Annotated in this window: 13 protein-coding genes; 3 read left to right on the top strand and 10 right to left on the bottom strand. The window is 62.7% G+C overall.

What is annotated here, in order from left to right; genetic code table 11:
- Nucleotides 1-2: 2 nt before the first annotated feature.
- The 3 genes from panC to ACODSZ_RS19715 are packed head-to-tail and all read right to left on the bottom strand — an operon-like array spanning nucleotide 3 to nucleotide 2,012.
- Nucleotides 3-842 carry a pantoate--beta-alanine ligase gene (panC, locus tag ACODSZ_RS19725; protein ID WP_008330243.1) on the bottom strand — a complete coding sequence of 280 codons (840 nt, stop codon included), beginning with the start codon at nucleotides 840-842 and terminating at the stop codon, nucleotides 3-5.
- Between the two features lie 60 nt (nucleotides 843-902).
- Nucleotides 903-1,799 (bottom strand): segregation and condensation protein A, encoded by an 897-nt coding sequence (locus ACODSZ_RS19720; protein WP_175343679.1) that lies wholly within the window; start codon nucleotides 1,797-1,799, stop codon nucleotides 903-905.
- Nucleotides 1,800-1,808: 9 nt separating this feature from the next.
- Nucleotides 1,809-2,012: a DUF3460 family protein gene (locus tag ACODSZ_RS19715; protein WP_008330239.1), complete on the bottom strand. Its 204-nt coding sequence runs from the start codon at nucleotides 2,010-2,012 to the stop codon at nucleotides 1,809-1,811.
- Nucleotides 2,013-2,083: 71 nt separating this feature from the next.
- Between ACODSZ_RS19715 and ACODSZ_RS19710 the strand changes: the two genes are divergently transcribed.
- Nucleotides 2,084-2,611 (top strand): hypothetical protein, encoded by a 528-nt coding sequence (locus ACODSZ_RS19710; protein WP_488928373.1) that lies wholly within the window; start codon nucleotides 2,084-2,086, stop codon nucleotides 2,609-2,611.
- Nucleotides 2,612-2,623: 12 nt separating this feature from the next.
- Here the strand turns inward: ACODSZ_RS19710 and ACODSZ_RS19705 are convergent, their stop codons facing one another.
- The 7 genes from ACODSZ_RS19705 to metG all read right to left on the bottom strand — a co-directional run bounded on the left by ACODSZ_RS19705 (nucleotide 2,624) and on the right by metG (nucleotide 10,560).
- Nucleotides 2,624-3,454, bottom strand: a complete 831-nt coding sequence (locus tag ACODSZ_RS19705; RefSeq protein ID WP_488928372.1) for a carbohydrate ABC transporter permease — start codon at nucleotides 3,452-3,454, stop codon at nucleotides 2,624-2,626.
- Nucleotides 3,451-4,326, bottom strand: a complete 876-nt coding sequence (locus tag ACODSZ_RS19700) for a carbohydrate ABC transporter permease (protein WP_488928371.1) — start codon at nucleotides 4,324-4,326, stop codon at nucleotides 3,451-3,453. Before ACODSZ_RS19700 ends, ACODSZ_RS19705 begins: the two co-directional genes overlap by 4 nt.
- Before the next feature lie 27 nt (nucleotides 4,327-4,353).
- A complete protein-coding gene (locus tag ACODSZ_RS19695) occupies nucleotides 4,354-5,655 on the bottom strand; it encodes an ABC transporter substrate-binding protein (protein WP_008330230.1) in 1,302 nt (433 codons plus the stop codon).
- 54 nt (nucleotides 5,656-5,709) lie between these two features.
- Nucleotides 5,710-6,759 carry an ABC transporter ATP-binding protein gene (locus ACODSZ_RS19690; protein WP_488928370.1) on the bottom strand — a complete coding sequence of 350 codons (1,050 nt, stop codon included), beginning with the start codon at nucleotides 6,757-6,759 and terminating at the stop codon, nucleotides 5,710-5,712.
- Nucleotides 6,760-6,783: 24 nt separating this feature from the next.
- Entirely contained in the window at nucleotides 6,784-7,764 is a 981-nt protein-coding gene (locus ACODSZ_RS19685; RefSeq protein ID WP_008330227.1) for a sugar-binding transcriptional regulator, read from the bottom strand.
- A 219-nt stretch (nucleotides 7,765-7,983) separates the two neighbouring features.
- Nucleotides 7,984-8,463: a GNAT family N-acetyltransferase gene (locus ACODSZ_RS19680; protein ID WP_008330226.1), complete on the bottom strand. Its 480-nt coding sequence runs from the start codon at nucleotides 8,461-8,463 to the stop codon at nucleotides 7,984-7,986.
- A 33-nt stretch (nucleotides 8,464-8,496) separates the two neighbouring features.
- Entirely contained in the window at nucleotides 8,497-10,560 is a 2,064-nt protein-coding gene (gene metG / locus ACODSZ_RS19675; protein WP_488928369.1) for a methionine--tRNA ligase, read from the bottom strand.
- Between the two features lie 230 nt (nucleotides 10,561-10,790).
- Here metG and apbC point away from each other — a divergent pair, with 230 nt between their 5' ends.
- Together apbC and gltX are read left to right on the top strand one after the other, a co-directional pair.
- Nucleotides 10,791-11,879 carry an iron-sulfur cluster carrier protein ApbC gene (gene apbC, locus ACODSZ_RS19670; RefSeq protein WP_175343685.1) on the top strand — a complete coding sequence of 363 codons (1,089 nt, stop codon included), beginning with the start codon at nucleotides 10,791-10,793 and terminating at the stop codon, nucleotides 11,877-11,879.
- Between the two features lie 135 nt (nucleotides 11,880-12,014).
- Nucleotides 12,015-13,415 (top strand): glutamate--tRNA ligase, encoded by a 1,401-nt coding sequence (gltX, locus tag ACODSZ_RS19665; protein ID WP_488928368.1) that lies wholly within the window; start codon nucleotides 12,015-12,017, stop codon nucleotides 13,413-13,415.
- Nucleotides 13,416-13,543: the final 128 nt, after the last annotated feature.

Below are 13,543 nucleotides of genomic sequence, written 5' to 3'. Positions count from 1 at the left end.
AATCAGATCTCCAGGTTGTCGATCAGGCGCGTCGCCCCCAGCTTGGCCGCCGACAGCACCACCAGGGGGGCGCCTTGCTCCATGTCGGCAGGGGAGGGCGGCTGCAGGTCGATGCGCTTGCGCACGGCCACGTAGTCGGGCTTCCAGCCACGGGCGGCCAGGCGTTCCATGGCCACGCGCTCGGCCAGGGCCACGTCGTGCTGGCCGCCGCGCACTTCATCGGCGACCGCATTGAGCACCTGGTAGAGCAGCGGCGCCTCGGCGCGTTCTTCCGGGGACAGGTAGCCGTTGCGCGAGGACAGCGCCAGGCCGTCCTCAGCCCGATAGGTTTCGGCGCCGACGATCTCGGTGGGCAGGGCGAACTGACGTGCCATGTTGCGCACGATCATGAGCTGCTGATAATCCTTCTTGCCGAACACGGCCACGCGCGGCTGCACGCAGGAGAACAATTTCATCACCACGGTGGATACGCCGGTGAAGAAACCGGGACGGAATTCACCCTCGAGGATATTGCCCAGATCATTGGGCGGCTGTACGCGGTATTCCTGCGGTTCCGGGTACATATCCTTTTCGGTGGGGGCGAAGAGTACGTAGACGCCTTCCTTCTCCAGCTTCTCGACGTCAGCCTGGAAGGTGCGCGGATACTTGTCGAAGTCCTCGTTGGGGCCGAACTGCAGGCGGTTCACGAAGATCGAGGCCACCACCGGATCACCGTGGGTGCGCGCCAGGCGCATCAGCGAGAGATGGCCTTCGTGCAGGTTGCCCATGGTCGCCACGAAGGCGGTGCGCAACTGGCCGCGCAGGTGGTCACGGAGTTCTTCGATGGAGGAAATGATTTTCATGCGGATTCTCTGGTTGCGGGCGGACTGTCTATCGCCCCGTTGCCGGTGGACTGCGCCCGTTCAGCTGGGCGAGTAGGACAGTCTGACATAGATGGGCGCGAAGGCTTCGGCCTGGGTGATTTCGATGAGCGTTTCCTTGGCCAGCTCCAGCAGGGCGATGAAGTTGACCACCACCACAGGGACCCCGCGCGAGGGATCGAAGAGGTCCGAGAACTCGACGAAGCGTGCCGACTGCAAACGCCGCAAGATGCCCGTCATGTGCTCGCGCACGGACAGTTCTTCGCGGCTGATGTGGTGATGCTGGGTCAGCTTGGCGCGCTTGATGATATCGGCCCACACCGCCTTGAGGTCGTCGATGTCGACCTCGGGCCAGCGGGTGACCACGGTCTGCTCGATGTGGACCTGAGTGCGCACGTAGTCGCGGCCGACCTGCGGCAGCTGGTCCAGCTCCTGGGCGGCCAGCTTGATCTGTTCGTATTCCAGCAGGCGGCGCACCAGCTCGGCGCGCGGGTCTTCGGGCTCCTCGCCGGGCTCGGCCTTCTTGGCCGGCAGCAGCATGCGCGACTTGATTTCGATGAGCATGGCGGCCATCAGCAGGTATTCGGCGGCCAGCTCCAGGTTCTGCTTGCGGATCTGCTCGACGTATTCCAGATACTGTGCGGTGACCTGCGCCAGCGGAATATCGAGGATGTTGAAGTTCTGCTTGCGGATCAGGTAGAGCAGCAGGTCCAGCGGCCCCTGGAAGGCTTCCAGGAAGACTTCCAGCGCATCCGGGGGGATGTAGAGATCATTGGGCAGCTGGAACAGCGGTTCGCCGTACAGACGTGCCAATGCCACGCCGTCGATCACGTCGGGCGTGGTGTCCTGCTGGCCTGCGGGGGTGATGTCGATGGCGTCGGCGCTGGGTTCCGCGCCGGGCTGGCCGGCGGGGTCGGCGCCACCTGCTTGGGCCGTCATGCCAACAGCTTAGTGGCTCTGGTAGACGTAGGGCTGCTGGGCCACGCGCGAGGCCTTGTCACGGGCGGTCTTGTCCAGGTCCAGCGGTTCCTTGTCCCACAGCAGGGCGCGGCCGGCGCGTTGCGATTCTTCCAGCTTCGGGTTCTTCGTCTTCAGTTCGTCGATGAACTGGGTGATTTCAGATACGTAGGTGGTCTTTTTTCCGAAGAGCATGATATTTTCAGGCCAAATGTTACACAGAAGCCGTATTTTACCTTGTCTTCATCAGGGATAATCAAATACCTATGCGTGAACCCATCTTCACTCGCCTGCGTCGCCATGCCGCCCATTTCGGGGCTTTATTTGTTGCCCTGGCCCTGTTCGGCTGCGACCGCAACGGCAATCCCATCGAGGAGTTCGGTTTGGACAAGTTGCAAAAGGGCATTTCCAGCGAAGCCGACGTACGCGGCGTGATGGGCCAGCCCGACACGGTCTGGGAGGACGGCGGGGGTGCCCGGACGCTGGAATATCCCAAGGGACCGGAAGGCATCCGCACCTGGATGTTTCGTATCGGTGCTTCCGGTACGCTGATCGATTACACCCAGGTGCTGACCCAGGAGCATTTCGACACCATCCGTGCGGGCATGAGCACCGAGCAGATTCGCCGCGAGTTCGGCCGGCCTCGCAGCGTGGTGCAGTTTGCCCGCAAGAATGAGGAAGTGTGGGACTGGAAGTATCACTACGTGCACGAGGACCGGCTCTTCAATGTGCATTTCGACATGAATACCAAGCAGGTCGTGCGGACCTCGATCTCGGAAATCTCGGGCCATTGAGACCCGGCCACTTCAGCGTATCCCCGCCCGCATGAACGACTGCACGAACTGCCGCTGAAACAGCAGGAACGCCAGCAACAGCGGTGCCGACGTCATCAGCGTGGCCGCCGTGATGATGGACCAGTCCACGCCCTGGTCGGTGGACGAAAACACCTGTAGCCCCACCGTCAGCGGACGCGACTCCACCGAATTGGTCACGATCAGCGGCCACAGGAAGTTGTTCCAGTGGGTGCTCACCGAGACCAGCCCGAAGGCGATGTAGATCGGTTTGGCCAGCGGCACGTAGACCTGCATCAGGATCTGCCAGGGCGATGCGCCTTCCACGGTAGCCGCTTCATCCAGCTCGCGCGGCACCGTCTTGAAGGTCTGGCGCAGCAAAAAAATACCAAAAGCCGAGGCAAAGTAAGGCAGCCCAATCGAGAGGATGGTATCGCGCAGTCCCAGCAGGTTCATGGTCTGGTAGTTCTCCACGATCAAGATGTCGGGCATCACCATCAGTTGCAGCAGCACCAGCATGAACATCACATTGCTGCCCCGGAAGGTGAAGCGTGCAAAGGCATAGGCCGCCAGGGTGGAGAGGATCAGCTGCGCCGCCAGGATCAAGGTCACCAGCAGGAAGGTATTGAGGAAATAGCGCGGGAAGGGGGCAGCCTGCCAGGCGTTGACGAAGTTCTGCAGCGTCAGCGGGGCGTCCAGCGCGAAGCGGGTGGCGTAGGCCGCCGGATGAAAGGCCGTCCACAGCGCATACAAGAGCGGCAGCAGCCACAGCAGCGCCAGCACCCAGGCAGAGACGGTTTCCAGCGCGCGATGGCGTGCGGCGAAAGGCGAGGTGGGGGCGATCATTGATAATGAGTCCGGCGGTCAAGTACACGAAACTTCACCAGCGCAATCAACCCCAACAGGGCCAGCAGCACTACCGTCAGGGCTGCAGCGTAGGAAGAGTCCCAGAAGGCGAAGCCAACTTCATAGATGTAGTACAGCAGCAGGGTACTGGCATTGTCCGGCCCGCCCTTGGTCATCACCACGATGTGGTCGACCAGGCGGAAGGCGTTGATGAGCGCATTGATCAGCACGAACAGCGTGGTCGGCATCAGCAAGGGGAACTGTACGCGCCAGAAGTATTGCCAGCGCGACGCCCCCTCCAGTGCCGCGGCTTCGGCCAGCACTGGCGAGATCTGCTGCAACGCGGCCAGGTAGAAGATCATGAAGAAGCCGGCTTCCTTCCACACCGCCACCACCATCAGCGCCCCCAGCACGGTATCGGGATTGCCCAGCCAGTTGTGCGAGGGCAGGCCCAGCGCGCCGGTGATCTGCTCCAGCAAGCCGTATTGCGGCGTATAGAAGAACAGCCAGATATTGGCCACCGCGATCATCGGCAGCACGGTCGGGGTGAAATAGGCCAGGCGCAGCAGTCCGCGCCCGGCCAGTTTCTCGTTGACCCACAGCGCCATCAGGATGGCCAGGACAATGGCCAGCGGGATGGTGCCCAGGGCAAACCAGAGGTTGTTGCACAGGGCCTGCCAGAACACCGGATCGTCCACCATGAGGCGATAGTTTTCCAGCCCGACGAAGACCGATGGCCGGGCTCCCTTGGGTGTGGAAAAGACGCTGTGCCAGAGCGTCGCCAGCGCCGGATAGTGCGTGAAGGCGATCAGCAGCACCATCGCTGGCGACAGCAGCAGCCAGGGCAGCACGGAGGAGGGCAGGCGTTTCATCGGCAGCTCTTGTGCAACGGGCAGGACTTAGCGACCGTAGGCGCGCAGGATGCGCTCGGCTTCGCGCTGGGCATCCTTCAGGGCGGCCTCCGGTGTCTTGGTGCCGGAGAGCGCTGCCTGCAGGTTGTCGTTCAGGGCCTTGGTCACGCGCTGGTTGTCGTGGGTGGAGAGTTCGGCCACGCCATATTTCATCTGCTCACGCGCCACGTCGGCGGCCGGAACGTCCTGCAGATACTTCTTCATTTCCGGGGTATCCCAGGCATCCTGACGCGGGGCCACATAGCCGGTGGCAATCGACCACTGCGCGGCGCGCGCCGGTTCGGTGGCAAAGCGGATGAACTTCATGGCGGCCTGCTGCTCGGCTGGAGAGGTCTTGTTGAAGACATAGAAGTTGCCGCCACCCGTGGGGCTGCCCGGATGTTTGATGCCCGGCAGCATCGCCACGCCGAAGGGGAAGCTGGCGTTGGTACGGATGTTGGTCAGGTTGCCGGTGGTGGTCCAGATCATGGCGGCCTTCTGCTCCAGGAAGTCCTTGGGGATGGTGCCCCATTCGATGGAACCGGCCGGCATCACCTTGTCCCTGGTCGTCAGGTCGACCCAGTGTTGCAGGGCCTGCACCGCACCCGGCTTGTCGAAGTAGGTCTTGGTGCCGACGTTGTTCATGAGGATCGCGTCATTGGAGGCGGTCATGGCCTGGAACATCCAGTAGCCGAAGCCGGTGGAAGGAATCTTCACGCCCCATTGGGTGACGTTACCGTTGGCATCGCGCCTGGTCAGCTTCTTGGCGGCCTCGACCATCTCGTTCCAGTTGGCGGGGGCCTTGTCCGGGTTCAGGCCAGCTTGCTTGAACAGGCTCTTGTTGTAGTACATCACGATGGTCGAACGCTGGAAGGGAATGCCCCAGGTCTTGCCGTCGGTCTGACTGTTTTCCATGAAGCCCTTGTAGAAGCCATCGATCCATTTCTTGTCGTCGGCGCTGCCAGCCAGACTGTCGATGGGCACGATGGCGTTTTCGTCGATCAGCGTGAAGAGGTCGGTCGAGAGCAGCACGGCCAGGGTCGGCGGGGTGCCGCCCTTGAAGGCGGTCAGCGCCTTGACGATGCTTTCCTGGTAGGTGCCGGCATAGATGGCCTTGACCTTGATGTCGGGATTGGCCTTTTCAAAGTCGGCCACCATGCTGTCGATGGTCTTGGTGACTGCACCGCCCACGGCGACCGGGTAATAGAAGCTGATCTCGACCGGGTTGGCTGCCATGGCCGGTGCACAGAAGGCGGCTGTAGCGGCCACCGCGGCCAGTGCGGACAGGGACTTGAGGAAGGTTCTACGCATAGTGCATCTCCATGAGGTGGATGGGTTGGCTTGCTGCGGAAATCGTGGTGTGGATCAGGACCGGCGCAGGCCGCTATCCCGATCGAAGAAATACTGGTCGCGGGCATCCCATGCCAGGTACACGGGCTCACCAGCGCTGATTCGGTGTTGTCCGGGCGCGCGCACCAGCAACGAAGCTGTGCCGATGCGGGCGCCAATGATGGTGTCGGCACCGAAGTATTCGACGGTCTCCACCACTGCCGGCACCGACGCATCGCTGGCACTGGCCAGTCGGATGTGTTCCGGACGCAGGCCCAATTGCAACGGGGTGTGGCCGAGCTCGCGCAGGATCACCTCGCTGCCGCTGATGGTCAATCCTTCGGCGTGGGTGTCCAGCGGCAGCAGGTTCATCGGCGGCGTACCGATGAAGCGGGCCGCAAAGGCCGTCGCGGGCCGGGCATACAGATCGGCCGGGGCGGCATCCTGTTCGATGCGGCCCTCGCGCAGCAGGATCACCTGATCGGCCATGCTCATGGCCTCGGTCTGGTCGTGGGTGACGTAGAGCATGGTCATGTTCAGTTGCTGCTGCAGGGCGCGGATTTCGCGGCGCATTTCCTGGCGCAGCTGCGCATCGAGGTTGGACAGCGGCTCGTCCATCAGGCAGACCGGGGCATCGGCGATGATGGCGCGGCCCAGCGCCACGCGCTGCTGCTGGCCCCCGGAAAGCTGCGCCGGACGACGCTCCAGCAGGTGCGCCAGACCGAGGATGTCGGTCACGCGCTTGAGGCGCGTTTCGTAACCGGCACGTGGCTCCTTGCGCACGCGCACGCCGAAGAGGATGTTGTCGCGCACGGTGAGATGCGGGAACAGTGCATAGGACTGGAACACCATCGAAATCTTGCGTTGGGCGGGCGGCAGTTGGGTTACGTCGCGTCCGCCGATATGGATGCTGCCCGAGCTGGGCTTGTCCAGCCCCGCGATCAGGCGCAGGGTGGTCGACTTGCCGCAGCCGGAGGGGCCCAGCAGGACGGTGAACTGGCCCGACTGCACCTCGAAATCGATATTCCTGACGGCCTGGGCGTCACCCCAGTGTTTGCCGACGCCCTGCAAGGAGATGGCTGCCATGCTGGTTTCCTCGTGGAGATGCGATCACGCCGCCGCGCCGTTGCGGATCTGCTCCACCAGCAGGCGCGCGCTCGGTTCGTCGATGATCAGTTCGTTGATGAAGCCGCCGCGCAGCGCCGCTTTCAGGCCGGGCAGCTTGCCGGTGCCGGAGACCACGCACAGCGAGTGCGCCGCGTGCGTGAAGCAGTCCATGTCCGGGCCGCTGTTGCGGCCATTGAAGGCCACATCGCGCCAGCTGCCATCGGCACGGAAGAAGACGGTGGCGATGTCGCCCACCAGCCCTTCCTCGCGCAGGATCTGGCGTTCTTCTTCACCCAGGTAGCCGGCGGTATGGATGTAACTGCCGGTGGCTTCGGCGCCGATGGAGAACAGCAGGATGGAGGCGCGCTCCTGCAGGTCGCGGATGGCCTTGATGCTCTTCTCGCGCCAGAGCGCGGTACGCGTTTCGGGGTAGTCGAAGAAGGCCGGTACCGGCAGATGATGGGCGCGCGCGCCATAGTTCTGGGCGAAGCGCGAGACGATGGATTCGCTGAAGCTGTTGATGAAGCTGGCGCCGCTGCCGGAGCCATTGAGCGCCACCACGTCGACGTCGTGCACATGGCGCGGCAGCAACTGGTCGGCGATCTGTGCCACCGTCGTGCCCCAGGCCAGACCGATGATGGTGCCGGGCGTGACCAGCGAGTTGACGTAGGCGGCAGCGTGACAGGTGACGCGCTGCAGGGTTTCCTTGTCGGTGGCGGCGGCAGCCACCGGCACCACCTGAATCGAGCGCAGCCGGTAGTGATGGGCGATGGCCGCTTCCAGGCTGCCGGAGACTTGCTGCGGATCGTGTACGCGGATTTCCACCAGCCCGCGCTCCAGCGCGAAGGACAGCAGGCGCGAGACGGTGGCGCGCGAGGTGCCGATTTCATCGGCGATCGCGGCGGTGGTCATGTTCTGGAAGTAATACAGCCGCGCCACGCGCACGGCCAGGTAGGCGGTTTCCTGTCTATCCCCTTGGGCCATTGTGATGGTGCTTACCAGTGAATGTGAATTTTCAGCGCATGCTCTTGGACCGCCCCCCGGCGAGCCAGGCGGGCAGCGCCTCCTGACAACGTTTTCATGATGGTAGCGAGCGATTGTTACCGCTTGATGAACAAACGTTCCAATTTCTCGTGGCGGCGGTCGGGCAAAAGAAAAGCGACGCACCGGGCGTCGCTTTTTGGGGAGGGGAAGGATGGATGATCAGTGCCGCATGACCCGTCGCATCACGATGGGCGGTGCTTCCTGCGGATTGGCGCGGGTGTATTCCAGTTCCGGCGCGATCTCGAAGCCGAAGGCGGCGTACAGATCCACCAGCTGTGCCTGGTCGGTACGTACCGCCAGCCGCAGCTCGCGCACATCGGCTGACTGGGCGCGGTGGATCAGGGCTTCCATCAGATGCTGGGACAGGCGCTCACCCCGGAAGGCCGGGGCGATGCCCATGCGGCGGATTTCCCAGACATCGCTTTCGGTATCCAGTGGCAGCCAGCGCACGGAGCCGGCGGGCGTCTCGCCGCTGAGCAGGATGAAGGCGCCGCCGTTCTGCAGGTCTTCCTGCACATGGTCGGGCGCCTCGCGGTGGCCCGAGGAGCTGGGCGCGACCTTGTTGGCCCAGCTGTGTCGGGTCAGTTCGGCGATCAGACTGGCATCTTCCGAAGTGGCTTCACGTATCACCAGGTTCATTGCGATCTTTCCTCCAGCGCAGGCGACTGTGCTTTAGCGCACCCGCATGCCCGGCTCGGCGCCCGGCCACGGGTTGAGCACATAGATGCCCGGATTGGCCTTCTCATCCTTGGCCGAAGCCGCCAGCACCATACCTTCAGAGACGCCGAACTTCATCTTGCGCGGCGCCAGGTTGGCCACCATCACGGTCAGCTTGCCGACCAGTTCTTCCGGCTTGTAGGCCGAGGCGATGCCGGAGAAGACGTTGCGGGTCCGGCCTTCGCCGGCATCCAGGGTCAGGCGCAGCAGCTTGGTGGAACCTTCCACGGCTTCACAATTGACGATCTTGGCGATGCGCAGGTCGATCTTGGCGAAGTCATCGATGGAAATTTCCGGGGCCAGTTCCTCGATGGCGCTTTCTTGCGCTGCCGGGGCCGCTGCGGGCGCTTCGGGGGCTTCGAACAGAGCATCCAGCATTTTGGGATCGACGCGCTGCATCAGGTGCGAATAGGCATTGATGACATGGCCATCGGCCAGCGGCGTGGTGACGTCGCTCCACTGGAAGGGTGCCACTTGCAGGAAAGCTTCCACCTGGGCCGCCAGCTGCGGCAGCACGGGCTTGAGGTAGATGGTCAGGATGCGGAAGGCTTCCAGCAGGCGGCTGCAGACTTCGTGCAGTTGCGCATCCTTGCTGCTGTCCTTGGCCAGTTCCCAGGGTTTGTTGGCGTCGACGTAGGCGTTGATGGCGTCGGCTTGCTCCATCACCAGGCGCAGGGCCTTGCCGTATTCGCGCTGCTCGTAGAGGCTGCGGATCTCGTCGGCCACGCCGCGCAGCTTGGCCAGGAAGGCATCGTCCGCCGTGGCCCACTGCGTGGACACGCGGCCGTCGAAACGCTTGGCGATGAAGCCGGCAGCGCGGCTGGCGATGTTGACGTACTTGCCGATCAGGTCGGCGTTGACGCGGGCGACGAAGTCGTCCGGGTTGAAGTCCACGTCTTCGACCTTGGCGTTCAACTTGGCGGCGATGTAGTAGCGCAGCCATTCCGGGTTCATGCCGATGTCCAGATAGCGCAGCGGCGAGATGCCGGTGCCGCGCGACTTGGACATCTTCTCCCCGCTGACGGTGATGAAGCCGTGCGCAAAGACGTTGGTCGGCGTCTTGCGGCCGGCGAACTTGAGCATGGCCGGCCAGAACAGGGTGTGGAAGTAGGTGATGTCCTTGCCGATGAAGTGGTACTGCTCGGTCTTGTCATCGGCCATGAAGGCGTCGAAGTTGCGGCCGGTCTTGACGAAGTAGTTCTTCAGCGAGGCCAGGTAGCCGATGGGCGCATCCAGCCAGACATAGAAGTACTTGCCCGGTGCATCCGGAATCTCGATGCCGAAGTAGGGCGCGTCGCGGCTGATGTCCCAGTCGCCCAGGCCGCCTTCGCCATCCAGCCATTCGCGGGCCTTGTTGGCCACTTCTGGCTGCAGGCGGTTGCTGTCCAGCGCCCATTCGCGCAGGAAGGCCACGCATTTCGGATCCGACAGCTTGAAGAAGAAGTGCTCGGAGGACTTCATCACGGGCGTGGCGCCCGAGAGGGTCGAGTACGGGTTCTTCAGGTCGGTGGGCGAATAGACCGCGCTGCAGTTCTCGCAGGAGTCGCCGTACTGGTCCTTGGTGCCGCACTTGGGGCATTCGCCCTTGATGTAGCGGTCCGGCAGGAACATGTTCTTCACCGGATCATAGAACTGGTCGATGGTCTTGGTGGAGATCAGCTTGGCCTCGTCGCGCAGGGCGCGGTAGATCTCCTGCGACAGTTCGTGGTTCTCCGGGCTGTCGGTGGAGCTCCAGTTGTCGAAGGCGATGTGGAAGCCATCCAGGTACTGCTTGCGGCCGGCAGCGATGTTGGCCACGAACTGCTGCGGCGTGATGCCGGCCTTTTCGGCGGCGATCATGATGGGCGCGCCGTGGGCATCGTCGGCGCCGACGAAGTGCACCTCATTGCCCTGCATTCGCTGGAACCGGACCCAGATATCGGCCTGGATGTATTCCATGATGTGGCCGATGTGGAAAGCGCCGTTGGCGTAGGGGAGTGCGGTCGTGACGAAGAGTTGGCGAGGTGCGGAAGTGCTCATTGGCGATACGGACGATGCAAGTGGGTTAAGGCGCGTGCGCGCCGAAATAGCAAGAAAACTGCAATAAAACTGCCATGAAAGAGGGGCATTCTATCAGCCAGCGGGCCTTGGGCGCAGTAGTTGCTCCGTTGCAATCAATATGAAGGGTTCTGCAAGGGCGCTTTGATCGCCGCACAGGGCGGCGCTGGCGCGATTGGTTTAGACTTGCGGGTTCTGAGCAAGGAGAACCAATGAGCATTACCGTGGAAGAGATCAAGGCGGCCCTGTTGCAGGTGATCGACCCCAATACCGGCAAGGATCTGATCCGGGGCAAGGAAGCCCGCAACATCCGCGTCGAGGGTGGCCGCGTGCTGCTGGACGTGGAGCTGGGGTATCCGGCCGCCAGCCAGATCGCGCCGATCCGCCAGCTGGTCGAGGAGGCGCTGGGCAAGCTGCCCGGCGTGACCGGCGTCGAGGCCAACGTCTATTTCAAGATCGTGGCGCATGCGGTGCAGCGCGGCATCAAGCTCAAGAGCAACGTCAAGAACATCATCGCCGTGGCCTCGGGCAAGGGCGGGGTGGGCAAGTCCACCACGGCCGTGAACCTGGCCCTGGCGCTGTCGGCCGAGGGCGCGCGCGTGGGCATCCTGGATGCCGATATCTATGGACCTTCGCAGCCCATGATGATGGGCATCTCGGGCCAGCCCGAGACCAAGGATGGCAAGACCATGGAGCCGCTGGAGAACCACGGCCTGCAGGTGTCTTCCATCGGTTTCATGATCGATCCGGACGAACCCATGGTCTGGCGCGGCCCCATCGTCACGCAAGCCCTGCAGCAATTGCTGGACCAGACCAACTGGCGCGACCTGGATTACCTGATCGTCGACATGCCGCCGGGCACCGGCGATGTGCAGCTGACCTTGTCGCAGAAGGTGCCGGTCACCGGTGCGGTCATCGTGACCACCCCGCAGGATATTGCGCTGCTGGATGCCCGCAAGGGTTTGCGCATGTTCGAGAAGGTCGGCATCCCCATCCTGGGCATCGTGGAAAACATGAGCATGCACGTCTGTTCCAACTGTGGCCATGCCGAGCCCATCTTTGGCGTGGGCGGTGGCGAGAAGATGTGTGCCGACTTTGGCGTGGATTTCCTGGGCGCCTTGCCGCTGACCATGGAGATTCGCCAGCAGACCGATTCCGGCAAGCCCACCGTGGTGGCTGATCCGGATGGCAAGGTGGCCGAGATCTACAAGGCCATCGCCCGCAAGGTCGCAGTGAAGGTGGCCGAGAAGGCGCGCGACATGACCAGCAAGTTCCCCAGCATCGTGGTGCAGAACGACTGATGCGGGCCTCGGGGCGGGCTGCCGGCATGGCGTGCCGCCCTGCAAAGGCGTTAAAATGACGCCTTTCCGAATTCCTTTGCTTGACCGATGGCCGGCCCTGGCATTCCAGGACCGGCCTGATTTTTACTCGCTATCATGACTGCCACTCAAGTTCGTACCCGTTTCGCTCCCAGTCCCACCGGCTACCTGCACCTGGGCGGCGCCCGCACGGCGCTGTTCTCCTGGGCCTACGCCCGTCGCTTCGGCGGCACTTTCGTGCTGCGCATCGAAGATACCGACGTCGAGCGTTCCACCCCGGAAGCGGTGCAGGCCATCATCGAGGGCATGCAGTGGCTGGGGCTGGAGCATGACGAAGGTCCGTTCTACCAGATGAAGCGCATGGATCGCTATCGCGAAGTGATTGCGCAGATGCTGGAGCAGGGCACGGCGTATTACTGCTATTGCACCCCGGAAGAAGTGGAAGCCATGCGCGAGCGTCAGCGTGTGGCCGGCGAGAAGCCGCGCTACGACGGCACCTGGCGTCCGGAACCGGGCAAGACCCTGCCGGCCATCCCGGAAGGTCGCAAGCCGGTGGTGCGTTTCAAGAATCCGCAGGATGGCGAAGTCAGCTGGAACGATGTGGTCAAGGGCCCCATCACCATTTCCAACCGTGAGCTGGACGATCTGGTCATCGCCCGTCCGGACGGCACGCCGACCTACAACTTCTGCGTAGTGGTGGACGATTGGGACATGAAGATCACCCACGTCATCCGTGGCGATGACCATGTGAACAATACGCCGCGCCAGATCAATATCCTGAAGGCCCTGGGCGGCACGTTGCCCGAGTATGGCCATGTGCCGATGATCCTGGGTGCGGATGGCGAGAAGCTGTCCAAGCGCCACGGTGCGGTCAGCGTGATGGATTATCCTGCCCAGGGTTATCTGCCTGAAGCCATGCTGAACTATCTGGCGCGTTTGGGCTGGAGCCATGGCGACGACGAGATTTTCTCGATGCAGCAGTTCTGTGAATGGTTCGACCTGGATCACCTGACCAAGGCCCCGGCGCAGTTCAACCCGGAAAAGCTGAACTGGCTCAACAACCACTACATCAAGCTGGCCGACAACGCCCGCCTGGCTGATCTGGTCCGTCCGTTGTTGCAAGCACAGGGTGCGGTGTTCGAGGGTGCGCCTGATCTGGCTGCCGTGATCGCTTTGCTGAAGGATCGCGCCAATACCGTCAACGAGATTGGTGCGGCGGCCCTGATGTTCTACCGCCAGCCGGCCCCGGATGCGGCTTTGGTGGCGCAGCACATTACGGATGCCATCAAGCCGGCACTGGCCGACTTTGCCCAGCGTGTGGCGACCGTGGAATGGACCAAGGAAGCCATTGCCCCGATGATCAAGGAAGTCCTGGCTGCGCACGGCATCAAGATGCCGCAGTTGGCCATGCCCTTGCGCCTGATCGTGGCGGGTCAATTGCAGACGCCGGCCATTGACGCCGTGCTGCAATTGTTTGGTCGTGAGGCTGTTAAGGCACGTTTGGCGGCATATCTTTGAAAAAGAGAAATTATTTTTCAAAAACGTGTTGTCTTTTGAAAATAGGTATTGCATAATCTCGCTTCTTCGCAACGGGGGTATAGCTCAGCTGGGAGAGCGCTTGCATGGCATGCAAGAGGTCAGCGGTT

Source organism: Herbaspirillum sp. FG34, from assembly GCF_057809315.1.
This window is presented reverse-complemented; position numbering and strand designations above follow the sequence as displayed.